The sequence below is a fragment of the Shimia litoralis genome (assembly GCF_005518135.1).
Taxonomy (GTDB): domain Bacteria; phylum Pseudomonadota; class Alphaproteobacteria; order Rhodobacterales; family Rhodobacteraceae; genus Shimia_E; species Shimia_E litoralis.
On sequence record NZ_SULI01000012.1, the window covers coordinates 1 to 26,898 of the forward strand.

The window sequence follows — 26,898 nt, forward strand, 5'->3', positions numbered from 1 at the left end:
ACATAAACCAGATGCATCTTAGCCAAGCCGCAAACCTGTCCTAAAAAGCAGGACCACTTCATTCATCAACTTGCCACGGTCCGTCGTAAAGTCGTGCAACCCCGTTCCAAAACAAACGATACAATCAGATTGCGCAATCAACTCATAAGCTGCGGGCGTGGAAAGTGTCCCGAAGATATCGATGTTATACGGATGATCCCTAAATAGTCCTTTGGCCTTCAACGTTGTCGCAAGCGGGGCCTCAAGCCGATCAGCCAGCTTAATCAACTGGTCGCGCGCTCCAACGGCCCCGCCACCCGCCAATATCAATGGTCGACGCGCAGACGCGATCATACCGATGGCTTCGTCCAGAATATCGCCTTGGGCAACCCCCCCCGGTGCGGTGAATACGTCAAGCACCTGAAGCTCGTGCGTCACCTCCTGCCACATAAAGTCAGACGGCATATTCAAAACGACAGGGCGACGTTCGACTTGTGCTCGATAAAAGGCCCGCGCAACATCCATGCCAACCGTGTCGGGCGTCCGAACTTGCTCGAAACCGGCTCCGGTTGCTTTAACCAGTTCGCGTTGATCGATACCTTGAAGATGCCGCGGGTTGGCGACAGGTGTATCCCCCGCAAGCAAAACCATCGGAATATGCCCCCTTGCGCCCTCCGTCAGCGCCGTGATGCAATTGGTCAGTGCAGGGCCATGCGTCACTGTGGCGACGCCTATTTTACCTGCAACGTGGGCATGCGCCAACGCCATCAGTACCGAGCTGCCCTCGTGCGCGGCAGGAACGAACCGGCCGCCACAGTCCCGCACAAAACTGTCGACCATGAACAGATTGGCGTCGCCCATCAATCCAAACATCGTATCGACGCCGTGCTCGCTTACCGCGCGGGCAATAGATTGATAGACATGCATTTGGCTTTTCATCGGTGTGTTCTCCTGTCGCGATTTCAAACCAGATATCTGATAATAGATGCGTAAAGGGCGCGTTGTTCGCGCTAGCAAAAGAGAGTTTGCGGAATTTCCGCGCAATACCACTCATTCATGCGGCATTTTCACAACGAACCCCACCTACGAGCCAAACCACAGACGGGCTGGGCGGTCACCTAAGCCAACCACCCTATTTTTTGTCACCAGAAAGACCAAACGCTTTGCGATACTTAGGTATGAACAACGCGCTCCCCTTCATCTTGCGGGTGATCCAGTCACCCACGGTCAAGAAGAGCCAACTGTTGCCAACTACCGGTCCAAGCGGCACCAAGATCGGCGGCAACTTCCATGGCGTGTAAGCCTTTTGCTCTTCAACAGGTCCACCGCCCAGAACCCGCTTCAAGGTCTTAACAAGCCATGGGGTCTGTCGGGAAATCGCGACAATCGTCATACCATCGCCTAGGTCTGCGATATCTCCGGCAACGAAGACGTTCGAAAGTCCCGCAGGGCGCATCCAGCGGTCGGTCTTGACCCGGCCAGACGGACCAAATGCGACGCCCGGCAAAGCTTCGAGCAACTTTGATTGTGGTTTTGATCCAATCACGGGGAACACAAGATCGGCTGATATTACCCGCCCGTCGGCCAAGGCAACCGAACCGTTGAAGGGCATGTCTACACTCTGCAAATCTTGCGCTTTTTGTCCAAAAACAATGGAAACTCCAAGGTGCTCAAGCTTGCGTTTGAGCTGATCTCCCAACCGAGCCGGATACATCGGAAACAACCTGTCATCCGACGAAATCAACGTCACGTCCTTGCTCGGGTGCGCCGATGCAATTTCCCCAGCAAGCTCCGTACCAACGGCACCGGCCCCAACGATGGCGACCGACTTCGCCTCGGTCAATTGCGCACTTACCTGTGCGCTGGCTTGACGAAAATCATCGATGCTTTGGCCCGCTGGTTTAAACGGAGCCGCATAGGACGATCCTGTGGCGACGACGATGACATCAGCCGGATACACCGCCCCGTTTTCCAAAGTGACATCAGACTGCGATATCGACACAGCACGTCCACGAACCACTTGGCCCTCGGTCAGCAAATGATCATAGGGCAGGATGATTTGATCCAACAGCGTCGTATCAACAATGGCGCGAATGGCTGCAGGCGGCATGACAAAAGCCTCGCGTTGCTCAATCAGCGTCACATCGGCATGCGCATCCAGTTCCTTGGCCACCTCAAATCCAACATACCCCCCACCAACGATGACGATTTTCTTTCTGACCATGACGGCACCTGCTGCTTGCTTATGTTGTCATCCCTAGGTAAATTTGCATGGCCCAAACAACAAGTACGATCATCTAGGATACTGTAATGGAAATATCTGGACCGGATAAAAATTGTGTCGTCGAGACATTGATTTCCGCGATTTCTGGTCGCTGGAAGTTGTTGATTTTGTTTTGGCTTTCTCAGGATTCCTATCGTTTCAACCAACTTCAACGGAATTTGGGAAACATCACGCACCGGACCCTGACACGTCAACTGACCGAGCTACAGGAGGCCGGCTTTGTCTCTCGGCAAGACTTCAAGACAATTCCACCACATGTCGAGTACAGCCTCACACCCTTGGGGCACAGCTTGGGGCCCTTGCTCCAGGCGATGCACGAATGGGCGGAAGCCAACGCCGACAAAATGCCTGAACCATCACCCAAAGCTGGATAGCTGTCGCGAGGGAGACGACAACGCATTCAACTTGCAGCCCGACCATCCATAGGCGAGGCACGGCCGGTGGTCATCCGTGCCTAATAGAGGAACGGCACGAACTTTGCCGTTTTCTTGGCATAGACGCGGAATTCATCCCCATAGCGATCCGCAAGATACGCATCAAGCGGTGGGATATGGTAGAATATGAACAAATACGTCATCAATGCAGGGATCGAGAACGCCCAAATCGATGCCGCTAGAATGGCCCATCCGGTGAACAATATGCTGTCGCCGAAATAGTTGATATGCATCGCATACCCAAACAATCCGCCCGTATAACAACGCCCTTTTGAAGCTGGACGTTTTTTCCACCGGCGGCGCTGAAGTTCGGAAGCCGTATTCAGAAAAGATCCGATTCCCAAAAGCGCAAGGCCAACACCGTCCCACACGCCAAACGGTGTGGCCTTCCCAGAAATCACCCCGGCGCCCAAAAGCAGGAAGCCGATCTCGAAGATCGCGATGAAAGCGGTCAACCCCAGCCCTTCAGACAAGGCGACCTTACGCTGCAACAACACGAACAGGGTGATCATGTGGCGCAGCCAATACAACACTGCCGCGGTGGCCAACACTTTGGCGCGTATCGGGTCGGGCCACACGATCCCACCAAAGGCCAGCCACAGACAGATCGTTACGACACAGCCGTGTAAGACGGCAAAGATCACCTTGATCCCAACAGAATTGTCATGCGCGCGGTCCACCCCGCCATACTTGGTTGTCATCATCACACACTTTCGCTTCGGGTCGTCGCTGTTCCTCAGAACGGCTTAAAGACCATAAGGACCAGCGCCGCGACGCTCATCACTAACGCCGCACCTCCTATGGGCGCTGCTTTGGCAAACGTAATTTCATAACAGGTCGGCAGGCGCATAAGTTTCCCAAGTGATGCCTGTTGCGCGATATCTAGCAACCGTCGCTCGAAACGATCCCCCACCAGAAAGGCGGCGCAAAGTGCCATGCTTAGAGCGATCGATAACGACAGCCAGCCCGTCCACACGTCATACCCCAATAGCTTGACCATCCACAGACCTGAGACCGGAATGACCAACAATGATGGACCCATCATGAGTAAGTTGACGCTGGAAATTACCTGTAACAACGCCGTCGCCTCAGTCGGGGGCAATCGGCGCGCGTGAGAATGGATAACGCCGTTTATGATAGTCGCTCCGACCATCAGGATCACGGATAAGATGTGAACAAGTTTCACAGAAAAGAGTAGATCAGGCATGACATCGCCAATTTTTTCGACCAACCGGACTATTTAATCATCTATGGACCCTTCTTGGCATTCATGTCAATCTTATCTAGACCAAACGGACGAAATAAAATGCCGAAAATTGTCGACCACCAAGCCCACAGTCAGGATTTAGCCCAGCGGGCCGCGAAGTACTTCTCGGATCACGGGTATGCAGGGACCAGTATGCGCAAGGTTGCCTCATATTTGGGGGTCTCGAAAAGCGCGCTCTATCACTACTTCCCCACCAAAGAAGACCTATTCCTGGCCTGTACCAGACAAATTTTGACAGGATTTGACGCCAATTTTGTCGATCCGAACCTGTCCGAGCAAGAGAACCTAGAGCGGCTGGCGGATGCTTTACGTCAAAACTTTGCGTCCGAGATGGCGCTGGTCTTTGACTATCTGCGTGGCAAAAACCGAGCTGAAATTGCGGGGGACGAGGCCATGCAAGTCGCCATCGCCGCCTTTCGCAACATCGTCGCAAACATCGTCGGCGATGATAACGCAGAAGAGGCATTGGCCCAAATGTTCGGCAAGTTGATGCTAGAGTACATTTCCGGCAAGTAGCCCTGTGCTGGGCTGTGGCCTGACCCAGTCGGAATGGCGTCCGAATGAACAACGTTGGAGCATCAGAAATGGCCCATTAAACCGCGCAGATGTCGAAGACCCTGCGCGGGATCAAATCCGTAAGAACGTCACTGCCCTAGACAATCTCAAGCAACAAGCGACGCGTATTTTCCGCCGTCATCGTCACCGGATTCCCGCCAGTGCTTAGATCATCCAGAGCCCCTTGAACAATACGGTCAATATCAGGGGCATCAATGCCAAGAGCCGTCAGAGACTTGGGAATCCCAAGAGACGCGTTCAGATCATCCACATACGTGCAGAACCCGTCAAAGCCCCCGTCGATGCCGAGATAATTCGCAGCTTGACCCATGACGTGTTCAATTTCTGGTTTGTTGAACTGGAGAACGGCGGGCATGCACACTGCGTTTGTTGTGCCATGGTGTGTGTGGTACATCGCGCCAATAGGATGCGACAATGCATGTATCGCACCCAACCCCTTTTGGAAGGCTGTTGCCCCCATCGAAGCCGCCGACATCATATGTGCCCGCGCTTCGATATCGCCACCATCTGCATACGCGCGTGGCAAATACTCTTTCACCAACCGCATCCCCTCTAGGGCCATCCCCTGAGACATCGGGTGATAATGCGGTGAACAGAATGCTTCGACGCAATGGGCAAAGGCATCAAGTCCGGTCCCTGCGGTAATAAACTTGGGCATTCCGACCGTAAGTTCGGGATCGCAGATCACGACGCTTGGCAAAAACTTGGGGTGGAAAATGATCTTTTTCTGTTCTGTCACCGAGTTTGTAATGACAGACGCACGCCCCACTTCAGAACCCGTGCCCGCCGTTGTTGGCACAGCAACAATCGGCGCGATCGCATCTGCGTCCGCACGCATCCACCAGTCACCAATATCCTCGAAATCCCACAGGGGGCGCGTCTGCCCAGCGAGGAACGCCACCAATTTCCCCAAGTCCAGCCCGGCCCCACCTCCGAACGCGATCACACCATCATGGTTGCCGTCTTTGAACACCTTTACACCGGAGGCTGCATTCTTTTCGTTCGGGTTCGGGTCCACATCCGCAAAAATCGCCCGTCCAAGGCCGGCTGCCTCAAGCAAATCAAGCGTCTTGGTGGTGATCTCCATGTGTGCCAGGCCGCGGTCGGTGACAAGCAAGGGGTTGCGAATTCCGGCCGAAGCACATGCGTCTGCAATTTCCGAAATACGGCCTGCACCGAAACGGATGGAAGTGGGGTAAGACCAGTTGGCGGTAATGGACATCGTGTTAAGCCCTATTCATTTGGTGGATTTCTGACAAACAGCTTTGCCAGTGTTCGGTTAAAAATCTTGGGATCGCGACCCACGTTTTGGATCAGGGACCCTAGGCCCGTTCAAAACCGCGTGCGATTTCCCAATCAGTCACGACGCGATCAAACTCTTCCTGCTCCCATTCCGCCGCACGCGTATAGTGGTCGATAACGTCATCCCCCATAGCCTCACGAAGAAATGACGAGTTGCGCAAGGTCTCGGTGGCTTTTCGCAGCGTCTGTGGGATGTCGCCCGCTTTGGCGTCCTCATACACGTCGCCAGTTGTGGGTGGTGCAAGCTCCAACTGATCCTCGATCCCTTTTATTCCAGCGGCCAGCATCGCGGCCTGAGCAAGATAAGGATTCAAATCAGAGCCGCCGATGCGACATTCCACGCGCACCCCTTTGGTTCCTTCGCCACACAGCCGAAACCCGGCGGTTCTGTTATCTACAGACCAAACCGTTTTGGTTGGGGCAAACGTACCTTTGGAAAACCGCTTATAGCTATTTACGTAGGGGGCCAGAAAATAGGTGTAATCAGGGGCGTATTTGATGAGGCCCGCCATATAATGCCCCATCAACTTGGACATCCCAAGTTTGGCGGATGCATCCACGAAAACCGGGGCACCATCTTTCCAAAGCGATTGATGGACGTGACTCGAGGACCCCACGCGATCATGATGCCATTTGGGCAAGAAGGTTGCCGCGTGGCCGTGTTGCCATGCGATTTCCTTGATGGCGTGCTTGGCGATGGAATGAAAATCCGCGCAGTCCAATGCTGGTGAATAGCGGATGTTCAATTCTTCCTGACCTGCTTCGGCCTCGCCCTTGGTGTTTTCAATCGGCAATCCGGCCGCAAAAAGATGGTTACGGATTGGTCGCATCACGCCTTCTTCTTTGGTGGTTTGAAAGATGTGATAGTCTTCGTTGTATCCGCTCACCGGTTGCAAATTGCGGAACCCATCTTTGCGGATGTCGTCATAGCTTTTGTCGAACAGAAAAAACTCGAGCTCGGTCGCCATTTTGGCCTCAAAGCCCAAGGCGTCTAATCGAGCAATCTGCTTTTGGAGTATCGCTCGGGGCGCGTGTGGCACAGGTGCGTGCGTGTGGTGATCCAGCACGTCACACAAAACCATGACGGTCCCTTCCAACCAAGGGACAGGCCGGATCGTCCCAAGGTCCGGCTTCATCACATAATCGCCATACCCCGTTTCCCAACTGGTCGAAGCATATCCGTCAGGCGTCGCCATTTCCAAATCGGTGGCCAGCAAATAGTTACAGCAATGGGTTTCATTATATGACGTTTCCACAAAGTTGACTGCGTGAAACCGCTTGCCCATCAACCGCCCTTGCATGTCGACAAAGCACACCAGAACCGTATCAGTTTTTCCTGCAGAGACGGCGGATTTCAGATCATCAAAACTAAGTGTTCCAGACATATTTTTTCCATTTGCAGGAGGGCGATTATTCGAAACCCTCAGTTTGAAGTTATGCCTACAGAAACAAGGGCTGTGGGCTTTGTCGAGATAATTCTAAGACTCCGAGTATTCTTTTGAGACGCGCCTTGGTCAGCCCACCATCGCAATAATTCCAATTCCAATAACCACAACGATTGCGGCCACCAAGCGCTTGTTTGCAGGGCCTTCACGAAACCAGATAACGCCGATCAACGCGGCAAAGATCACGGACGTCTCTCGAAGAGCCGAGATAATACCAAGAGGCGCAAGTGTCTTGGCATAGAGCACCAAGGCGTACGCCAACCCCGAAATCGCACCGCCTGCAAACCCCATGACGACCGTTCGCATCGACACAGCACGCAAGCGTTCAAACCGCGTGCAAAAAATGTAAATTGCGACGAATATTTCGGCCACAAAAAGCCACCCAATATACCCGAGCGGGTTGCCGGAAATCCGAATGCCAACGCCATCAACCAAAGAATACGCGGTCACAGAAATTGCGACCCCGACCGCAGTGACAATTGCAATGGGGGACAACGTGCCATCAAAGACCCCCCCTGCCAAAATCATGATCCCACCAGACACTGTCAGGATGCCTACCCACGCCAGCAACGGGAGGGTTTCGCCAATCCAGATTTGAGATCCCAGCGCAATCAGAACCGGGGCCAACCCTCTGGCAATCGGATACACCAAACTAAAATCGCCCACCTTGTAGGCGCTGTTCAGGAGATAATAGTATCCCCAGTGGATCACGGTTGACGCGACAATGAACGGCACGGTTTCAATAGGCGGCAATGGCACGGCGGCGACCACCAATAGCCCCGGAACAACATGCCCAAGAGAAATTAGACCTAGGACTACGGCTTTGTCAGCTGCGCCTTTTACCAGAGCATTCCAAACTGCATGCAAAAGCGCTGCGGCCAAGACAACAAGGCCAACCCCAAGCGTCACGCCACGGACCGGATTGCCGTCACGACAATATCTAGGGCAGCGTCCAGCTCAGTGCGCGAAATGGTCAGTGGTGGCGAAAGTGTCAGCACACATCCCTGCGATATCTTAAAGCTCAGACCCGCATCCAAACATGCATAATAAATCTTTTCAGCGAGCGCATTTCCCGCTGTTTTGTCCTTACGATCCTGAACAATCTCAACGCCAAACATCAATCCACGTCCGCGGATATCACCGACGATTGGGACGGAACCAAGACGATCCTGAAGCTGCGCCATCGCATATGCACCAAGCTCTGCAGACCGATCGACCAATCCTTCTTCTTCAATGATCTGAATCGTGGTCAAAGCGGCACGGGACGTCACTGGATTTTTTTCGTGGGTATAATGCCCAATCGCAAAGTCGCCACACACATCCAGTTCTTTGCGCGCAATACAGGCCGCAATTGGCAGAACACCACCACCCAAGGCTTTGCCCATCGTCACGATGTCGGGGATAACATCGTCATGTTCGAACGCAAACATCTTGCCAGTTTTCCCAAGACCCGTGGGAATTTCGTCCATGATCAACAAGGCGCCGTGACGGTTGCACGCTTCACGCACGGCCTTCCAAAACCCTGCTGGGGGTACGTAAGGGACGGCGCGCATAGGTTCCGCAATGACAGCCGCAACATCCCCTTCGCGTTCCAGCACGAACTCCACCATCTTGGCACAGGCCAGCCCACAAATATCAGGGCCCGCATGATTGTACGGGCACCGGTAACAGGCAAAGGGCGCCACGTGCTCGGTGCCTGGCAACAACGGGCCAGCGATGTGACTGCGGAATGTTGCCTCGCCGCCGACACTTGCGGCCCCAAGACCCGCGCCATGGAATGAATCCCAGAAACTGATGGTTTTGAAACGACCTGTCGCTGCGCGGGCGATTTTCAACGCGACTTCATTTGCGTCTGATCCACCCGTCGTGAATAATGTCTTACTCAAGTCACCCGGAGCGATTTCGGCTAGCTTTTCTGCAAGTTCAACCGCTGGTTCGTTGGTAAACCGGCGAGGTGCAAACGGCAGATCATCCAACTGAGCTTTGATCGCCTCAATCAGTTTGGGGTGCCCCCATCCAATATGATGTACAGAGTTGCCGTGAAAATCCATGAAACGACGGCCATCTGAATCTTCAATCCAAATACCTTCGGCCTTGGCAATTGTGCTAACACATGGACTCGATAGACTTTGATGCAGGAATGCCTTGGCATCCCGTTTCAACAGAGGTTCAGAATTCTGCCCAGCCGATTTTGCTTGCCACGACTTTCGCGCCTCGGACGTGTTAGATTCACCTTCGGTATGTACGACAGTTTGGTTCATGGTACCTCGGTCAAAAAAGTGAAGCCCGATATTCTGGGCTCCACAGTCAGGGAGAGTTCTTTAGAGAAGCGTTGCTCGTCAATTTGGCCAAGGAAGCGAATATGTCTTCACGTTGGTGAAGAACTTCATCGCTTCTGTGACGCCTTCTTTGACTGCGTTACCCGAGTCCTTGATGCCACCAAACGGAGAGGTTTCAATCCGGTATCCCGGCTGTTCCCAGATGTTACATGTGCCCACATCAAGACCATTGATATAGGCAATGGCGCGGTTCAAGTCGTTGGTGCACACACCAGAGCTCAGTCCGAAGTCGGTCGAATTTGAAATCGCCATGACGTCTTCGTCGTTGTCGGGAACACGCACGATCGGAATGATCGGCCCAAAGGTCTCTTCCATTACCAACTCGCTGTCATGAGGCACTTTGTCGACCACGATTGGTGGCAAAAGCGCGCCTCTTCGTTCCGGATGATACAGAACCTCTGCGCCTTCCTTGGCCGCCTGAAAGACACGATTTTCAAACAGCTCTGCCGCCTGTGCGTGGATCACGCACCCCAGTTCGGTTTCAGGGTCCTGAGGATCACCAAATTTGATCTTCTTGGCCTTTTCCAGCACCAATGGCACAAACTTGTCCGCGACGCTCTCCTGCACAAGAATACGTTTGATCGCTGTACACCGTTGACCCGAGTTCCCAGTGGCTCCTGCCACCGCAATCGTCGCTGCTTTCTCCAGATCGGCATCAGACAGATCGTTACATACAATCAACGGATCATTACCGCCCAGTTCCAGCGCCTGACGCTTGTAACCTGCAGTCTCTGCAATCAGTTTGCCAACGGGTACGCCACCAGTAAAGGTGATGATATCGATATGTTCGTTCACCATCATTTCCTTGCCGATGTCTTGCGGCAACCCGGTTACGATTTGGAACATTTCTGGCGGCAGGCCCGCGTCATAGAGGATGTCAGCGAGAGCAATCGCCGTGAGTGGTGTCAGTTCGGTCGGCTTGCACACCATACAGTTGTTGGTGGCAATCGACGGTGCAATCTTGTGGCTGACCATGTTCAAAGGGTGATTGAACGGGGTGATCGCCGAGATCGCTTTTACAGGCTCGCGCTTGGTAAAAATCTTACGCTCTTTGCCGTTGTGCGTCAGATCACACGAAAAAATCTCGCCGTCATCATTCAACGCCTGTGCGGCAGCAAATTGATAGACATCTTGGGCACGTTTGGTTTCATAGATGGCGTGCTGATGGCAAATACCAAGTTCAAGCGTCAGCCATTTTGCGAGGTACTCGCGACGCTCACCAATCAATTCGCCCGCGCGCTGCAAAATTTGGCTGCGCTCGTACCGGCTGAGTTTGGGCTTGTAGTTTGCGGCGATCTCAAACGCCTTTCTGGCGTGCTCGGCAGTGCCCGCAGGGACCGTGCCAATCACTTCTTCGGTGTAAGGGTATTTCACCTCGATGACGTCGTCGGTGAAGACGATCTCTCCACCGATACGCATCCCCTCATTGCGGATTTCTGTTTTTGTCATTGAACCCTCCGGATCAAAGCGCAGCTGCTGCTGTCGCGTAGAAGAAGGCGTCAAAGTTGCGCAGAACGGGACGCTCAGGCAGGGGCAAGACGCGGTTACAGATAAACGGGACTTCCTGTTCGGTCAGACCGCCGTGACTGCGCAGCGGTTCATTCAAAGCAGCCAGATCATGACGGTGCTCGGATGTGCCGATACAGATATTTTCACCCGATACCAAAACAACGTCCCCGATACGGTCTGCTGGCAGTTCGAAACGGGCGACTGCTTCGGCGTTGGTCAGCACATCAGTAATGCCGTTGGTGGCACGCAGCTTGGCCATGATGTCTTCGTGGTCGCAATCTTCGGGCAAATATGCCGTCGCAAAGGATCCCAAGGCACCGTGGTGCACAACATAGGGGTCAGTGATCGGCAGGATCAAACGTGCAGCTGCTTCACCCAGCCATTCGTCCAGCAGGTCCTGAACATACACAACAGAAGGCGATCCATCGGCATGGTGCTTGGGTTTCATCCCGTGGTCAGCCGTCACAACAATCGCGGCACCCATTGCATCCAATTCGGTCAGGTACTTGTCGAACATTTCATAGAACGCTTTGGCTTCGGCCTGATCAGGCGAATACTTGTGCTGAACGTAATCCGTGGTGGTCAGATACATCACGTCTGGCGCCCATTCTTTCAGAAGCTTGACACCCGCCGCGAAAACAAATTCTGAAAGCTCGGCCGAGTAGACCTCGGGTTGCGCCATGCCAAGCCATTTGCTGGCTTCGGCCTGACCGTGCTCTTCCTGTGTGGATGTATCGGATTTCTCAGCCGAGAAACACTTGGCGCGGTCTTGGTCAAATTCCAGACCAGCACCGAGCAGAGCCCGCAGCTTGTCCTTGGCAGTGACAACAGCAACCCGCGCGCCAGCTTTATAGAACTCACCAAACAGAGTTGGGGCACGCAAGAAACGCACGTCGTTCATCATGACTTCTTCGCCAGTTTCACGCTCGTACAGGTAGTTCCCACAAATGCCGTGTACGACCGGAGGACGCCCCGTCGCGATCGACAGATTGTTTGGGTTGGTGAAGGACGGCACAACCGAGTGTGCATACCGGTCGGTCCCAGTTTCGCGCATACGTTTGAGGGTTGGCATCAAGCCATCAGCAATGGCTTTGTCCAAGTATTCTGGTTCGCAACCGTCAAGGCAGATCGCAATCGCGCAAACCTTAGGGGCCGGATAGGCGCGTCCATTGGCGACAACAGGAGTTTGAATGGTCATCGGGGAATTTCCTTATTATTCTTAAGCGGCCAGCTTGGCGCGTTCTTCAAGTGCGATTGCAGGAGGAGCGGCATTGGCAACACCCATCTCTTCCAGTGTTTCTTTGGCCGCAGCAACAACCTGCAGCATGACATGCTCATCCATCTGGCCAATACAGCCAACGCGGAAACTGTCCACAACTGTCAATTTTCCAGGGTAAATGATGAACCCTTTGTTCTTCATCTTCTCGTAAAAATCATCAAAGACGAAATGCTCGTCAGATGGGCAGAAAAAGGTCACGATGATTGGCGACAACCAACGGTCCTTGAGCAACGTTTCAAAGCCAAGTTCGCGCATACCGGCAACCATGACATCCCGGTTTCGGGTATAGCGTCCACCACGTCCGGCAACGCCGCCCTCGTCCATGTGCGCGCGCAGCGCCACGAGGAAAGCCGCAACCACGTGGGTCGGTGGCGTAAATCGCCATTGGCCGGTTTTGTTCATGTGCGCCCACTGCGCATGCACATCAAGGCTCAGTGAGTGGCTGTTGCCTTTTGCGGCTTCCAGCTCAGCTTTGCGCGCGATGATAAAACCAAATCCCGGCACGCCTTCGATGCATTTGTTCGCTGATGACACCATCGCCTCATAGCGAATGTCAGCGCATTTCAGCTCGATCGCGCCAAACGCTGACATCGAGTCGATCAAAAGTTTGCGCCCAGCGGCATACACGACCTCAGAGATTTCTTCGACGGGGTTCAAGATACCCGAAGAGGTCTCGCAGTGGATCGCAACCACGTGGGTGATCGCAGGATCGTCAGCCAAAATTTGGGCAACCTCGTCTCCGCGTGGCGGCAGATAATCCCCTTTGTTGAGCACAACATTTGCGCGACCAAGGTAATCCAGCGTTTGCGCAGAGCGCATGCCATAGGCGCCATTCGCCAAAACCAGCGCCTTGCCATCACGTGGAATAAACGAGGCAAGCATGGCTTCTACAGAAAAAGATCCGCTGCCCTGCATCGGCACACAATCAAAGTCGTCTTTGCCGTCACCCAGCAAATCCAAAAGGCGCGTACGTATTTCCAGAGTCATGCCGCGAAAGTCGTCATCCCAGCTGCCCCAATCGCGCAACATCGCCTCTTTTACAGCGTAAGAGGTGGTTAATGGGCCGGGGGTCAACAGGTAAGGTTCACCTAATCTCGGCGGTTCAAGTTTGGCATTAGGAGTGGGCATTCACTGTCTCCGGAAAGTGGCGTTCGAGTTCACCATTGCAGAAAAATCTCCCATATGTGAAATTGCAATTAGCAATCGATATATAGGCTCTGCTTATGCATGAATTTGGAGAGGTCAGATGCGACACAGTCAACTAAGGGCGTTCCACTATGTCGCCCATCTTGGGGGGTTTTCACGCGCCGCAGAATTTTTGCTGTTAACGCAACCCGCCATTTCTGAGCAGGTCCGGAAACTAGAGCAAGATCACGACATCCTGTTGTTTCACCGAGAGCGAAAGCGCGTGCGCCTCACATCTGAGGGGGAACAGCTATTTCAATTTACCAAACAGTATTTTGAGCTCGAACAGCAAATGGATGAATACCTCTCGTCGAAAAGCTCGGTTGTCGACGGCGAGCTGCGGATCATTGCAGACTCGGCGCACCACATCACATTTGTTTTGGGCAAATTTCGACAAAGATACCCGAATATCTCTGTTGTACTGCGCACCGGAAATACGGAAGAGATTTTGGGGGATCTACGCGCCTATAACGCTGAAATCGGGATCGTCGGCAGCCTGTCACCAGGCAAAGACATGGAAGCCTTGAATCTTGGCTCAACGGCAATCACCGCGTTCGCCTCAAGAGATGTGTTACTTGCCTCAAAAAAATCACTTACGATCGAAGAGCTCTCCAATTACCCGCTTGTGTTTCGCGAGAGCGGCTCAAAGACCCGTCAAAAGCTTGAAGACGAGGCGAAGAAACAAGGCATCACCCTTATGCCGGCGATTATCGCCGAGGGTCGCGAGGCCGTCAGAGAGGTTGTCGCGTCTGGTGCCGGTATTGGATTTGTGTCTCTGGCAGAGTTTGTGCGCGATGATCGATTTACGCCCATCAAACTTCAAGATGCCAATATCCAAATGAGCGAAACCATGGTGCATCTCACTCAGCGTCGAGATGTCAGAGTGATCCGTGCCTTCATGGACTTTGCCCGTAAAACGCTGGCGGAAAAAGAAAACCCCGCCGCGAGCTAACGCGACGGGGCAGAGTGTCTAAGCTGTCATCAAGACCCCTAGCGTTTCCGCCACGCTTGGGTTTTTGCGAGTAGCCCTTTTGAAGCAATCAAGTGGATGATCCGCGCCGCAGCATTTGTGTAGAAGATCATCATCCCCATTGCGGCTGCGGGTGCGATATCGCCTGCATCATCCATGTTCAGCACGGCAATCGACGCCAGTGATGTTTTTGGAGAATACAGGAACACCACCGCAGACACCGTTGTCATGGCGTTGACGAACAAGTAGATCGAGATATCCAGCACTGAGGGCATACAGACAGGCACCGTGACCCGACTGAAGAGCTTCATCGTGGGCTGCTTCAAAGATGCAGATACTGATTCAAACTCTCTGTCCATCTGCTTGAGCGCTGTCACAGCTGTCAAATGCGAGACCGTGTAGAAGTGCGTAACAGAGCAGATCACAAGGATCGCCATTGTGCCGTAAATTCCACTCATGGGGTTGGACGGGTTGTTAAAGAAGAAGATGTAAGCCAGCCCCAGAACCATGCCCGGAATTGCCATTGGCAGCATCGCAAGCATTTGGAACGCTGCGCGACCGACCAAAAATCCGTTGGATTTTTCGACCAAATAGGCCCCGAAGAACACGATTGATGTACCGACGACGGCAGTCAAAAGGCCGAGTTTGATCGAGTTAAAGTAGGACCCCCAACCGCCGCCGTCCATTTTATCAAACTGATAGTTGTTCAGGCTCAGGCTAAGATCATACGGCCAGAATTTGATCAGGGCGGCGAATTGACAGACGGCCAGCATCCCAATGATAAACAAGCCGATGATGCTGCAGTACACAAAGAACAGACTATCAGTCTTGCTATTCGGCTTAGGTTCAAAAGGTACCGACCGGGCCGTCAGAGACGAAACCTGTTTTGATTGCACCATGCGATCAATCCCAAAGGCAAAGAACGCCGGGATAATCAGGATCACGGACACAACGGCCCCCATCTCAAAGTTCTGCTGTCCAATCACCTGTTTATAGATATCGACCGCCAGAACGTTGAACTGGCCGCCAATCACCTTGGGTAAACCAAAGTCGGTAATCACCAAGTTGAAGACAACAAAGGCCGCAGAGATCAAACCATAGCGTGCACCAGGAATGGTGACTGTCCAGAAAGTGCGCCACGGAGACGCGCGCAAACTTGTCGCCGCCTCGTAAAGACGCCCATCAGAGATGGCCAAAGCGGTCGAAATGATGAGGAAGGCGTGTGGAAAGGTGAAGAACACCGAGCCGATCACAATCCCGATCGGCCCATAGATGCTGGCACCAAACAACAGCTCCTTGAGCATCCCTTGGTTGCCGAACAGATAGACCAGCGCAATGCCAGGCAAAAGCGACGGCACAAGGATTGGGGCCATGGCAACCAACCGGAACAGCCCTTTGAATCTCATGCAACTCCGGTTCAGCGCATAGGCGAACCAAAATGCCAGAGACACGGTCACAACCGTACTCAGCAGAGAAATCCAAAGCGAATTCTTGATAGAGTTAAACAACGCCGGTGTCGAAAAGTAATTGACGAAGTTATCAATGCCTCTGGCTTTTACCGGGCGCAACTGAACGCGTCGGAAGGTATTTGAGTCAACCTCAAGCCATTCGGTGCTGTCGTGAAGCGTCGACCCGACAAGAAAGCGCCCACCCTCAGCCGTATTGCGAAGCTGGTACATGACCGAGCTGCGAAAGCTGAAATCAGGAAAGAATTTTGAGACCGGCAAACGTCCGTCCGCGCCCGTGCTCAGGTCGGTATGGTCATATACGCCCGTAGTATTGTTAAGCTCGGTTCCGGTGAAAATGGTCCCATCATAGATGCCATCTTCATCGCTAACCTGGAATTCGTATTGTGACAGTTGAACCTGATAGGTCGAGAACGACTTGGACAACATCGTGTAGAGCGGCAACGCGAGCGTCACAATCAGGTACAAGGCGATCACAGCCATGCCGCCACGCATAACCAGGTCATCCCGGCTAAGCTTGCCTTTTACATTTGGTCCGGCTGGCAGTTGAGACAATTCTGTAGATGAAACTGACATCACCCCACCTCCGGGCGTTCAAAGGCCATCAGGCGATCAGCAGGGAGTTCAATGACCATATTGTTGCCAGCGCCAAGTCCAAGACGGCGCACCGCGTTGATCGAAAAATCGGCAATCAACTCGGATTGACCAAACCGTTCATTTTGCAAGCGACACCGCCAAAATGATCCCAAGAACTCCATCTCGTGCAGCAGAACATCAATACAGTTCTGGTTTTGCGCACTTGGTTGATAGCCGTCTTCGTGTGGAATTACATCCTCGGGGCGGATCGCAGCCACAACAAGGTCTCCGTCGGTGAAAGTATGATCGTGACAGGCGAATGTTTTCTCACCCACACTCAGTCGACCACCTTCAATCACTGTGGACTGGATTTGGTTCATTTCACCGATGAAGTCGGCAACAAACAGGTTCACAGGTTCCCGATAAATCTCGGTAGGAGATCCGACCTGTTCAATCACACCATGGTTCATCACCACAATACGGTCAGCCATCGCCAAAGCTTCTTCCTGATCGTGGGTCACCATGACCGTGGTAACGCCCAATTTACGTTGCAGTTCATGGATTTCATGACGCAAGTGCACACGTACTTTGGCATCAAGGGCCGAAAGCGGTTCATCCAGCAGCAGCAGACCCGGATTGGTGGCGATTGCACGCGCCAGCGCAATGCGTTGTTGCTGACCACCCGAGAGCTGCGCTGGGTATTTTTTGCCCTGATCTGGCAAGCCAACAAGGTCTAGCAATTCTTGGACACGTACTGCGATTTCAGACTTGCTCCGGCCAGCATTCTCAAGTCCAAAGGCGATATTTTTTTCAATCGTCAGATTTGGAAACAGTGCATAGGACTGAAAAACAATCCCAAAGTCACGCTCGGACGGTGGCAAGCTCGAAACGTCTTTGCCATCTTGCATGATCGTCCCTTTGGTCTGAAGATCAAGACCGGCAATGGCGCGCAGCAATGTCGTCTTGCCGCAACCTGATGGGCCGAGAAAGCAAATGAATTCGCTTTCTTTGATATCAAGAGAAATATCTTTGAGGGCCAAAAAGTCACCAAAAGCTTTCCATAGGTTCTCGATACTGAGGTAAAGTTCGCCTGAGGCGGTAGGTTGCATCACTGGATTGGTCCTTACTTTATCGTTTGGCGCGCACGCCAGATGCTCCGGGATTTGCCGGAAACTTTTCGCGGGAAGTGGTGGGGAGGTCATGCGAATTGCGAGGAGCAATAGCTGCTCCTCGCATCGGAGTATTACTTAGGATCTGACTTTCCATCGTAACGGCTCTGCCATTCTTTAAGAATTGCTGCGCGGTTGTTCGCAGCGAATTCGAAATCGTTGTCGATCATCGCTTCAAGCAAGCCTTCCGGGAAATGCTCAACAGGCTTGGCAACACCGGGATAGGCTACAACAGCATACCCTGTGTTGTACATTTCACTCGCACCCTTGGTAACCGTGAAATCGACCAGTTTTTGAGCGGCTTCCAGATTTGCAGTACCCGCCACAATCGCGGTGGCTTCCATATCCCAGCCGACGCCTTCTGTCGGTACGATAATTTCAAGAGGTGCCCCAGCAGCTTTGGATTTTGCGCCGCGGAATGCAAAGGAAATACCGATCGGAATTTCGCCAGCCGCAGCCAGTTTACATGGCTTTGACCCCGAGTGGGTGTAGCGCGCAATGTTGCCGTGAAGCGCATCCATATACGCCCAACCACCTTCTTCACCAAAGATCTGCAACCAGCTCGAAACGTCAAGGAAACCAGTGCCCGATGAATTTGGGTTCGGCATGATCACGTGGCCAGCATATTGAGGATCAGTAAGGTCTTGCCATGATTTAGGCGGCGTCAGGCCAGCCTTTTCTGCTTCGACCGTGTTGTAGCACACCGAAGCAACCCACGCGTCCATACCAACCCATGCAGGAGGAGTATCTTTATCGACAAACTTTTGATCTAGCTCGCCAACACCCTCAGGAGCGTAAGCCTCAAGCATGCCTTCCGACTTTAGCAACAGAAGCGACGTCGCAGCCAAACCCCAGACCACGTCAGCTTGTGGGTTGTCGCGTTCGGCCAGCAGTTTCGCTGTAATAATCCCGGTCGAGTCACGGACCCAATTGATCTTGATATCCGGATTGCTTTCATTGAACGTCGCCGCATAGCGCGCCAAATCTTCGGCCTCGACAGCCGTATAGACAGTAAGTTCAGTTTCGGCCATCGCCGAGGTCGCCATGAGCGCCCCCGCCAAAACCGAAGTTATCCCTCTAGTTTTATACATCTAGTTTTCTCCTCTGTTGGTTATCGCCGTTATTGGCAGCGTGAGTTCGCACCTTTGAATAGGCGTCTTTGACAAGGGTATCTTTCGCACTTTGGTTCAACAAGAAAAATCGATAATTCCTACAACTACATAAATTGAACTTATAGTACGAATTCTTGCGGATTTCCTGCGCACCTATTGTTTTGTCCAACGTAATAGAAATTTTCCCTCTGTGCGCGTTGACGCCGTTCTTGGACCGGCGTGACCTGAAATGTTTTTTTGTATCTATATGAAAGGGTTGCATAGGATCCAAAACCGGTTGCCAGCGCGATCTCTTGGAGGGAGATATTCGTCGCATGCACCATCATCTTGGCTTGCTCCATCCGCTCGTAGATATAGTACGCTTTAGGAGACAACCCTGTCGCACTCCTAAAGTGTCTTTCGAGCTGCCGCAAAGAAACGCCTATTTTCTTAGCAACATCGCTAAGTGGAAGCGGCTCCTCCATGTGCGTTCGGAAATAGTGAATCGCTTTATCAACCGCCTCATTGCCAGTGTCACCGCTCTCCAGTCCGTCAGGTTTGAGGGTGCAACCGCAAGAAAGTGTTGGCCGATAGGTCAAAAAATTCCGATTTAGCTCATTCAATTTTGATTGTGACAACTGGCGCGCCACCATTCCAGACAACAGGCTTAGAAACGAAAAACCAGCGCTTGCAGTCCATATTCGACCCGCTTTGAAACTGTCTTCTCGGGTTGATTGAACGTCTGGAAATTGTTCTTGGAATGCCAGCGCCAAATCCGCAGACACGCTCGCGGTCAGACCATTCAGCACCTTGGTTTCCGCCAGAGCAAACACCGCCCGATCAACGGCTATCACAATCGCCCCCACCCTTAGGTGCCCCCTCACTGTCCGCGCCCGCAAGCGCTTATGCTCACTGGTTGATTGGAGACCACCAAGCAGAACGAGAACGTGAAAGTCGGCACCATCGCGCCCGATGGGGTTCGTCGACACTCCCATCCCACAGGACGTCGTGATGTCCCCACCGTGAATTGACAATAGAACAACCGAGTATTCTTCATCGCCGGACAATTGCCCCGCCAACTTTAAATACTCTAAGCCAAGCGCGAGTTGATCCAAAGGCATTCCGTCTGCGCACAAAAAGCCCACCGTGGTGGTGTTTTGTGCCGTCGCATTTTTAACTGGCGTAACAAGCATGAGACGGCACCCTTTTCTCGTGTTGGCTAACCTTTTTCAGCCATTTGCTTTTGGCCGCTCACTTTTCGGATCATAGGGTGACCGCAGATGGGCCTTGGCCGCAAACCTGATACCCGCCAGATCAATTTCAAAGGTGTGTGACCTTATGAAATCCGCTGTGACCTTTTCTGTCGCATCCAACTGGCAAAGCGCAACTGAGGCTCCCAGTGTATGGCCATAGGCGGCAGACCGGACCTCACCGATCTCTTCACCATCGCAGAGCACCGCCTCGCCGCCCCAAAGTTGCGGGGCACTGTCTTCCAGAACCAGTTGAATAATGCGGGTTTTCATGTGATCCGGATCGGCTTTCGCCGCAAGCAGCGCATCCTTTCCGATAAACCCACCTGGCTTGTCGAAATCGACCGCAAAACTTAGGCCCGCCTGAAGGGGTGAAATATCCGGCGTCAGCTCGCGGCTCCAAGCCCGGAACCCTTTTTCCAGACGAAGACCCTCTAGCGCATAATAGCCTGCATCCCGAATACCGAATTCCGCACCAGCGGCCATCAAGTCGTCATAGACTCCCGCTGTGAACTCGACGGGCACAAGCAATTCCCACCCAAGTTCCCCGACATAGGTCATCCGGTTGGCAATCACAGTCGCATACCCAAGATCGATTTCCTGAGATGTGGCAAACGGGAAGGCCTCATTCGACAAGTCAGCTTTGGTCAACGTCTTGAGCACGTCACGCGACCGCGGTCCCATCACCGCAAGAACAGACCACGCGGCGGTCACATCGGTCAGAAACACATGGGCGTTTTCATCAAAGTTTTTCCGGATCCAATCGGCATCATGCACGGCCTGTGCAGATCCGGTGATCAACATGAACTCCTGTGCTTTCAGACGCAAAACGGTAAGGTCACTCTCGTACCCCCCGCGTTCATTCAGCACCCCCGTATACACCGTGTCACCGATTTCAACGTCAACATTCGCGGCGCAAATCTGGTTCAACTGTTCACAGGCGTCGCGCCCCTGAACCAGAAGCTTGGCAAACGAGCTCTGATCAAAGACCGCAACGTCTTCACGTGTCGCCTTGTGCTCTTGCGCAACATTGTCGTGCCAATTCTGACGTCCAAAGCTGTATTCAATAACAGGGTCCTGACCTTCAGCTGCGAAGAAATTCGCGCGCTCCCAGCCCATTTTTGATCCAAAGACGGCGTTCTTGGCCTTGAGACGATCAAACAACGCTGACCGGCGAAACGGGCGTGCGGTATCCAGCTCGCGGTTGGGCCAAGGCATCGCATAGTGCAACCCAAGCGTTTCTTTGACCCGATCATGCAGCCAAGTTGGATTGTTGTTGAAATTTGCAAACCGTCGAATATCGACCGCAAACAAATCCGAAGTAGGCCCACCCTCGACGATCCATTCTGCCAAGGCGCGCCCTGCCCCGCCAGCGCTGGCAATCCCCATCGAATTAAAGCCCGCACCGACGAAAAAGTTCTTAAGCTCCGGTGCCTCGCCCAACAGATAGTTGTTATCGGGCGTAAAGCTCTCTGGGCCATTATAAAATTTGCGTACACCGGTATCCGCCATCTGTGGGACACGGATCAGCGCATTTTCCAGCAAGATTTCGAATTGATCCCAATCGTCCGGCAAGAGTTGGAAAAAGAACTTGTCCGGGATGCCATCCATCGCCCACGGCTTGGCTTCTGGTTCAAAGCCCCCCATCACAAGACCGCCCGTCTCTTCTTTGAAATAGATATATCCGTCGGGATCGCGCAGCACTGGAAGGTCAGGGTTCACACCTTCGATCCGCTCGGTCACGATATACATGTGCTCGGCCGAATGAAGCGGCACATTCACCCCACACATCTGACCCAGTTTACGTGCCCACTGGCCCCCGCAATTGACAACGACATCAGCTTCGATTGTGCCATGATCCGTTACAACCCCCGTGACCGCGCCATCCTTGGTCAAAATATCGGTGACGGTCACGCCCTCGATGATCTTTGCACCATTCATACGTGCACCCTTGGCAAGCGACTGCGTCAGATCAGTGGGGTTCGCTTTGCCATCTCCAGGCATCCATAGCCCACCCTTGACATCATCGACCTGCATCACCGGCCATTTATCTTGAGCCTCGGAAGCCGTGATAACATCAACATCCACACCTTGCGCACGCGCTGCGGCGGCTGTGCGCAACAGCATCGTCATACGGTCATCACTTCGGGCGACGGTGACCGATCCGCATTCATTCCACCCAGTCGCAAGACCTGTCTCGGCCTCGAGCTGTGCATAAAGCTCAGTCGAATACCGGATCAAATTCGTCATCGCTGGTTGACTGCGAAGTTGCCCCACAAGACCCGCAGCATGCCACGTTGTCCCACAGCTCAACTGCCCCTGCTCCAGCAGTACGACATCGGTGTGACCCATCTTAGCCAAGTGATATGCAACGGAACACCCGACGATGCCCCCACCAATGATGACGTACTGCGCTCTGTCCGGGAAATTCTTACTCGCCATGTCCAAGCTCCATGCAAAGGAATCAATCTGTTCGACTCACCCTACTGCAACTTGGCAAAATTTGGCAATATTTTTCTTTATTGGCAGTTATGCAATTTCGAATGCAACTGCCTTTTCTAGTAATGCAGCCATCACCTCGGCGGGTGGTTCCGTATCCAGCACCGCGGTTGTGCTTGCAGGGAACCGCCGCATAACCACCTGACCAACGACCGAAAATTTACTGCTGTCAGCCAACACAAAGCCGTGCTCTGCATGCTCTAACATCAGATGTCGCAAGTCCGCCGCATCGCGGGAGAAGTCAGTAAAAAGTGCCTTTCCACTGAGTCCACCGGCACCAATCACGGCAAATTCCGCTCGAAACCGCGACAGGTTCTCAATCGCCGCTGATCCGAATGTGGCGTTCTCCTTTACGTCCAACCGGCCGCCCAATATGGTCAACTCCCTTGTAACCGGCCCCAAAAGCTCTGCGATTGTTAAGTCATTTGTGCAAACAGAAAGATCTGTACGAAATTCTCGTAACAGACGTGCAAAGGCAAGCGTCGTTGACCCATTGTCGATAATGACAGACGCACCATTTGGAATTTTATCCAGAACATGCTGCGCTATTCGCGCCTTCCCTTTTGGGTTTGTCGCGGCACGCATTTCAACCGCGGGCTCCTCGGTTCGAATCTGGGTCGCCCCGCCACGCACTTTGTTCAGCTTGTTCTCGCCAGCCAACTGCTCGATGTCTTTGCGAATTGTTTCACGGGACGCGCCTAACTTCTCAGTGAGCGCACGAATAGAAATAGCAGGCTGTTGTGCGACTTCTTTCAGAATAATTGCGTGACGCTCCGCTGGTAGCATTGGCATTTCTCCACTCAGACAATATTTTGCAAAACTTTGCCAAATCCGAGGGGGATTGTCCATTCAATTGGTCGAGGTCCGGGCCACCACGATACGTGCCACCCATAATAGCGACAGATATACGGGGCCCGAGAGACCCAATCGCGAGTGAGGGTATCGCCGTGGCCGCGCAATAGACCGTTGTAATACGTTCCACCCTTTATGAGTTTGCTTCTTTTAGCTCCAAGCTTTCGATGAGACGGGTCTCGAGAAGCTGCCCATTGCGATAGAGTATTGGGTAGGCAATCGCTGAAATGTGACTATTGATATCTCTCAACGCCCGTAGGGTTTCCAAATGTACATCACTGGTCTCAAAGCTCTCGACTCTGCCACCCTGCAATCGCGCCAAATGGCGCTTGCGGCTCTTACGCTCTGCCCGCTTAAACTCTGCTTTTTCCACGACCAGCAGACGCGCGCTCTCGAGATCATCCGAGATCAGAACATTACTCGCAAGCTGAAGATTTGCGCGCACGCCATCATACATTTTTAACAGTTCACTCCACCCTTCATCAGAAAACCGCATATGCCCGTCGCGCTTTTCTTTTGCGACGGATGCAATTTTCTTCGAGATCACATCCCCGGCGGTTTCCAGTCGAATGGCATAATCCATCAGACCGCGAACTGCTTTGATATCCTGCTTGCGATAGGCATCCTGCGGCATGCTGGCCACATAGGACCGGACCCCGGAAAGCGCTGAATTCACCACTTCGTCCTGATCCACAGCGGACTGAAACAACTCTTCATCTCCCTGCTCGTACATATCCGGCACCAAACGGAACATCACTTCGACCATATCAATCATGCGCAGCAACTCCCTCTTGAGGCTCGAAATCGCCTGGGTTGGGGACTCCAGAACTGCCGTATCGAGAGCACTGGCGGTTTGGAAGTTTTGCGCATCAGCTTGCGCCGCCGTCAAAGTCGGAAACAACAGTGTGAAAGGAGCCTCCAGCCCCCGACAAAACGGCAGCATCAACACCAGCAGCGAAAGATTAAACCCGATATGCGCATAGATCAGAGATTGGCCAGCTTCAGTGAATAACAGCACGGAGGGATCAAACGCCAGATTGATAACCATCAACACTAAAACCGCCCAGGTCCCACGTAAAATCAGGTTCGCAATCGGGATACGCCGCGCGTCCGTGTTCATGCCGCGTGTCAACCAAATCGGGATAAGCGCACTGCCCATGTTCGCCCCAAGCATCAACGACAAGGCCGCAGCAAACGGAATGGCATCAATCTGAACGAGGGTGACACACATCAATATGGCCGCAACGCTTGAATGCATCACGAACGCCAACGCAACACCGACCAAAAAGGCTGTGAGAAAATCACGCGCCAAATAGTCAGCCACCGCTGGCAAAAACGCGCTGTCGCGGATCGGTGCGACCGCTTCTCTCAGGAACTGCAGCGAAATAAGAATAAAGGCGATTCCCATAAGAATACGCCCCAGCTGACGGCCTTTTTTGTTTTCGACTTTGACAAAGAGCCAACCGCCAACTGCCAAAAGCAAGGGCACAAGCCAGTCCATCTTAAAGGACAAAATTTGAATAATGAGCGCCGATCCAAGATCGCCACCAAGCACAATTGCCAAACCCGTTGAAAACGCAAGATAGCCGCTTGCCGCGAAACCAGCGGTCAGCAGCGCTACGGCCGCAGAGCTCTGCAGGACGATCGCAAGCATCAAGCCAGACGAACTGGCGCTCAGCATGCTTTGGTTTTGGGTTAACATACGCTGAAATGATGCCCCGTAGCTGCGTTCAATTCCGGTACGCACCATACGAACAGCAAACAGCAACAGCATTGTTGCCCCCGCCAAACTTACCAAGAAGCTGATGATCGCCATCTTAGATTTCCAATTCGCTCAAGATTTGCGCATGCAGCTCTGGCGTTGCGGCCGACACAATGGCGGTTCCGCCAGAAGACAAGGTCAGCGGATTGCCTTGCCAATCAGTCACAACACCTCCGGCGGCTTCAACCACCGCCACAATCGGCAAATAGTCGTAGGGCTGAAGATCATAGTCGACAACCACGTCCACTTGCCCCATCGCCAATAGGGCATGGGGATAGCAATCATAAGAAAACCGGCGCGTGTGACCGACTTTCAAAATATTCGAAAGCACCTCAGGGCATTCTGCGATAAGCTTCTCGCCCTCATTTATGAAGACGATTGCGCTGTCTAGTGAGGTCTGGCTTGACGAAAATACCTGACGACCATTGAGTGTGGTTCCAACACGTCGGCGCCCCACAAGGGTTTCACCCAATGCAGGCATTCCAATTACACCCACTTCGGGGACGCCCTTGTGCAAGCGCGCAAGCAGAAAGCCGAACAACGGATGCCCCGACAAGAACGAGCGCGTTCCATCAATGGGGTCGATCGACCAAACATTGTCTGAAACCTTGTTAGATTGATCCAGTTGGCCAAATTCCTCGCCCACGATTCCGTCGTCTGGAAAATGCTTTTGCAAATAGGTCCTGACACACACCTCTACAGCCTTATCCGCCTGTGTAACCGGGCTTTCGTCGTCTTTGAGTTCGACCTCGAGAGGATTGCGAAAGTACCCCATTGCGGTCTCACCGGCCAGCGCTGCCAAGCGATTTACATGGGCAACAACAGCATCATTTACCTCAATCATTTTGACTTCTTTCCATGCGCGAGCTGAACTTTGACATCCCATTGCTTTAGGGTCGAAGACAGCTTCGGGGGTGGCTCTTGATCTACGAACAACGTTTCGACGATGCTGGGGGAAAACCCCCAATGCGGAGCCTTGGTTTCAAACTTGTGGTGCGTCATCGCCACTTTCGTTGTCTCGGCGCACTCACTGACAACAGCCGCAAGGCTGGCTTCCGCAGGGTTCAGATACAGAAAGCCGCTTTTTGAATTCAGGGCATCAGCACTTAAAACAGCGACGTCGAAGCAGAACCGACGCGCCTGACGCTCGCAAACGTGACCGAATGCGCCCAATTCATCGGCCTGCATCTCGCCCCCAAGAAGAAAGACACGGCACCCGCTCTGACCGACAAGAGACTGGGCCACGCGAATTGAATTTGTGGCAATCGTCAAATTACTTTTTTGCCGCAACTCTTCCGCAACAAATGCTGTGGTGCTTCCAACATCCAAAAATAGCGTCATACCATCAACAATGGACTGTGACAGCTCCCGAGCGACAAGGCGCTTTTGTTCAGAGTTCTCGGCGATTCTCCGAAAGTAACTTGGGTCACTTTGTGTTCCGACCAGATACGCTCCGCCATGGACCCGTGCGACGGCACCGGCTTTTGACAGCGACTTGATGGAACGCCGGATGGTTTCCTCTGACACACCAAGAATACCCGCCAATTGAGAGTTCTTAGCAAACCCTCCCAACCTGCGCACTGCATCAAGAAGCTCTACCTCTCGGTGAGAATGTGTGAGTTCATCCGTCATATTAAACACTGAAAGGCGGAGCCTTTCCTCAT

General features: G+C 53.0%; 23 protein-coding genes. 3 read left to right on the forward strand and 20 right to left on the reverse strand.

Features of this window, described 5'->3' with window-relative positions:
• Positions 1–18: 18 nt before the first annotated feature.
• Complete coding sequence (locus tag FAP39_RS10885; protein WP_246059083.1) at positions 19–918, reverse strand: thiamine pyrophosphate-binding protein; 900 nt, start codon at positions 916–918, stop codon at positions 19–21.
• Between the two features lie 193 nt (positions 919–1,111).
• Positions 1,112–2,203, reverse strand: coding sequence for an NAD(P)/FAD-dependent oxidoreductase (locus tag FAP39_RS10890; RefSeq protein WP_138016429.1), 1,092 nt, complete (start codon positions 2,201–2,203; stop codon positions 1,112–1,114).
• Positions 2,204–2,289: 86 nt separating this feature from the next.
• Between FAP39_RS10890 and FAP39_RS10895 the strand changes: the two genes are divergently transcribed.
• Positions 2,290–2,637, forward strand: coding sequence for a winged helix-turn-helix transcriptional regulator (locus FAP39_RS10895; RefSeq protein ID WP_138016430.1), 348 nt, complete (start codon positions 2,290–2,292; stop codon positions 2,635–2,637).
• A gap of 80 nt (positions 2,638–2,717) precedes the next feature.
• On the opposite strand, the gene FAP39_RS10900 is transcribed toward FAP39_RS10895, so the two are convergent.
• A complete protein-coding gene (locus FAP39_RS10900; RefSeq protein WP_246059085.1) occupies positions 2,718–3,401 on the reverse strand; it encodes a DUF1295 domain-containing protein in 684 nt (227 codons plus the stop codon).
• Positions 3,402–3,433: 32 nt separating this feature from the next.
• The gene (locus FAP39_RS10905; RefSeq protein WP_138016432.1) at positions 3,434–3,904 is read right to left on the reverse strand and encodes a DUF2269 family protein; all 471 of its coding nucleotides are present in this window, start codon (positions 3,902–3,904) and stop codon (positions 3,434–3,436) included.
• Positions 3,905–4,003: 99 nt separating this feature from the next.
• On the opposite strand from FAP39_RS10905, the gene FAP39_RS10910 reads away from it, so the two are divergent.
• Positions 4,004–4,480 carry a TetR/AcrR family transcriptional regulator gene (locus FAP39_RS10910; protein ID WP_138016433.1) on the forward strand — a complete coding sequence of 159 codons (477 nt, stop codon included), beginning with the start codon at positions 4,004–4,006 and terminating at the stop codon, positions 4,478–4,480.
• A gap of 136 nt (positions 4,481–4,616) precedes the next feature.
• Here FAP39_RS10910 and FAP39_RS10915 read toward each other — a convergent pair whose 3' ends face one another.
• From FAP39_RS10915 to FAP39_RS10945, 7 genes are all read right to left on the reverse strand, one after another.
• Entirely contained in the window at positions 4,617–5,762 is a 1,146-nt protein-coding gene (locus FAP39_RS10915) for an iron-containing alcohol dehydrogenase (protein ID WP_138016434.1), read from the reverse strand.
• Positions 5,763–5,862: 100 nt separating this feature from the next.
• Positions 5,863–7,227, reverse strand: coding sequence for a glutamine synthetase family protein (locus FAP39_RS10920; RefSeq protein WP_138016435.1), 1,365 nt, complete (start codon positions 7,225–7,227; stop codon positions 5,863–5,865).
• 129 nt (positions 7,228–7,356) lie between these two features.
• Positions 7,357–8,196 carry a DMT family transporter gene (locus FAP39_RS10925; RefSeq protein ID WP_138016436.1) on the reverse strand — a complete coding sequence of 280 codons (840 nt, stop codon included), beginning with the start codon at positions 8,194–8,196 and terminating at the stop codon, positions 7,357–7,359.
• Positions 8,193–9,548: a (R)-1-hydroxy-2-aminoethylphosphonate ammonia-lyase gene (gene pbfA / locus FAP39_RS10930; protein ID WP_138016437.1), complete on the reverse strand. Its 1,356-nt coding sequence runs from the start codon at positions 9,546–9,548 to the stop codon at positions 8,193–8,195. The genes FAP39_RS10925 and pbfA overlap by 4 nt, the downstream gene beginning before the upstream one ends.
• Positions 9,549–9,626: 78 nt before the next feature.
• Entirely contained in the window at positions 9,627–11,075 is a 1,449-nt protein-coding gene (gene phnY, locus FAP39_RS10935) for a phosphonoacetaldehyde dehydrogenase (protein WP_138016438.1), read from the reverse strand.
• 13 nt (positions 11,076–11,088) lie between these two features.
• A complete protein-coding gene (gene phnA, locus FAP39_RS10940; protein WP_138016439.1) occupies positions 11,089–12,333 on the reverse strand; it encodes a phosphonoacetate hydrolase in 1,245 nt (414 codons plus the stop codon).
• 21 nt (positions 12,334–12,354) lie between these two features.
• A complete protein-coding gene (locus FAP39_RS10945; RefSeq protein WP_138016440.1) occupies positions 12,355–13,542 on the reverse strand; it encodes a 2-aminoethylphosphonate--pyruvate transaminase in 1,188 nt (395 codons plus the stop codon).
• A 118-nt stretch (positions 13,543–13,660) separates the two neighbouring features.
• Between FAP39_RS10945 and FAP39_RS10950 the strand changes: the two genes are divergently transcribed.
• Positions 13,661–14,551: a LysR substrate-binding domain-containing protein gene (locus FAP39_RS10950; RefSeq protein ID WP_138016441.1), complete on the forward strand. Its 891-nt coding sequence runs from the start codon at positions 13,661–13,663 to the stop codon at positions 14,549–14,551.
• 38 nt (positions 14,552–14,589) lie between these two features.
• Here the strand turns inward: FAP39_RS10950 and FAP39_RS10955 are convergent, their stop codons facing one another.
• The 9 genes from FAP39_RS10955 to FAP39_RS10995 all read right to left on the reverse strand — a co-directional run bounded on the left by FAP39_RS10955 (position 14,590) and on the right by FAP39_RS10995 (position 26,866).
• A complete protein-coding gene (locus tag FAP39_RS10955; protein WP_138016442.1) occupies positions 14,590–16,611 on the reverse strand; it encodes a putative 2-aminoethylphosphonate ABC transporter permease subunit in 2,022 nt (673 codons plus the stop codon).
• A complete protein-coding gene (locus tag FAP39_RS10960; RefSeq protein ID WP_138016508.1) occupies positions 16,611–17,720 on the reverse strand; it encodes a putative 2-aminoethylphosphonate ABC transporter ATP-binding protein in 1,110 nt (369 codons plus the stop codon). The genes FAP39_RS10955 and FAP39_RS10960 overlap by 1 nt, the downstream gene beginning before the upstream one ends.
• Before the next feature lie 134 nt (positions 17,721–17,854).
• A complete protein-coding gene (locus tag FAP39_RS10965; RefSeq protein WP_138016443.1) occupies positions 17,855–18,871 on the reverse strand; it encodes a putative 2-aminoethylphosphonate ABC transporter substrate-binding protein in 1,017 nt (338 codons plus the stop codon).
• A gap of 140 nt (positions 18,872–19,011) precedes the next feature.
• On the reverse strand, positions 19,012–20,064 hold the full coding sequence (locus FAP39_RS10970; RefSeq protein ID WP_138016444.1) for a GlxA family transcriptional regulator: 1,053 nt from the start codon (positions 20,062–20,064) through the stop codon (positions 19,012–19,014).
• Between the two features lie 36 nt (positions 20,065–20,100).
• Complete coding sequence (locus FAP39_RS10975) at positions 20,101–22,563, reverse strand: GcvT family protein (protein WP_138016445.1); 2,463 nt, start codon at positions 22,561–22,563, stop codon at positions 20,101–20,103.
• Between the two features lie 87 nt (positions 22,564–22,650).
• The gene (locus FAP39_RS10980) at positions 22,651–23,412 is read right to left on the reverse strand and encodes a DeoR/GlpR family DNA-binding transcription regulator (protein ID WP_171006833.1); all 762 of its coding nucleotides are present in this window, start codon (positions 23,410–23,412) and stop codon (positions 22,651–22,653) included.
• Positions 23,413–23,605: 193 nt separating this feature from the next.
• Positions 23,606–25,288, reverse strand: coding sequence for a Na/Pi cotransporter family protein (locus tag FAP39_RS10985; RefSeq protein WP_138016447.1), 1,683 nt, complete (start codon positions 25,286–25,288; stop codon positions 23,606–23,608).
• A gap of 1 nt (position 25,289) precedes the next feature.
• Positions 25,290–26,078: an inositol monophosphatase family protein gene (locus FAP39_RS10990; RefSeq protein ID WP_138016448.1), complete on the reverse strand. Its 789-nt coding sequence runs from the start codon at positions 26,076–26,078 to the stop codon at positions 25,290–25,292.
• On the reverse strand, positions 26,075–26,866 hold the full coding sequence (locus tag FAP39_RS10995) for a DeoR/GlpR family DNA-binding transcription regulator (RefSeq protein WP_138016449.1): 792 nt from the start codon (positions 26,864–26,866) through the stop codon (positions 26,075–26,077). Before FAP39_RS10995 ends, FAP39_RS10990 begins: the two co-directional genes overlap by 4 nt.
• Positions 26,867–26,898: the final 32 nt, after the last annotated feature.